The organism is Pseudonocardia sp. EV170527-09 (assembly GCF_008369905.1).
Lineage (GTDB): Bacteria > Actinomycetota > Actinomycetes > Mycobacteriales > Pseudonocardiaceae > Pseudonocardia.
The window spans coordinates 1-232 of the sequence record NZ_VRMC01000681.1 but is presented as its reverse complement, the minus strand read 5'-3'; the positions used below and the strand labels follow the sequence as shown (position 1 = coordinate 232).

Annotated in this window: 1 protein-coding gene; it reads left to right on the top strand. The window is 69.0% G+C overall.

Annotated elements, in window-relative coordinates; translation table 11 throughout:
- The coding region (locus tag FVA95_RS30480; protein ID WP_149667023.1) for an FtsX-like permease family protein at positions 1 to 232 on the top strand (232 nt) is incomplete at both ends.

Genomic DNA, 232 nt, shown 5'->3' with positions numbered 1-232 from the left:
CACCAATCTGGCCCTCGCAATCCGCGGCGCCAGCGCCGTGACCCTGATCTCGGCGATCCTGGTACTGGGCGGCGCGCTTGCCGCGGGCCATCGCCACCGCGTCTATGACGCCGTGATCCTGAAGACCCTCGGCGCGACGCGGGTACGGCTCCTGGGGGCCTACGCGCTGGAATACCTGATGATCGGTTTTGCCACCGCTGTGTTCGGCGTGATCGCCGGCTCGGTGGCAGCC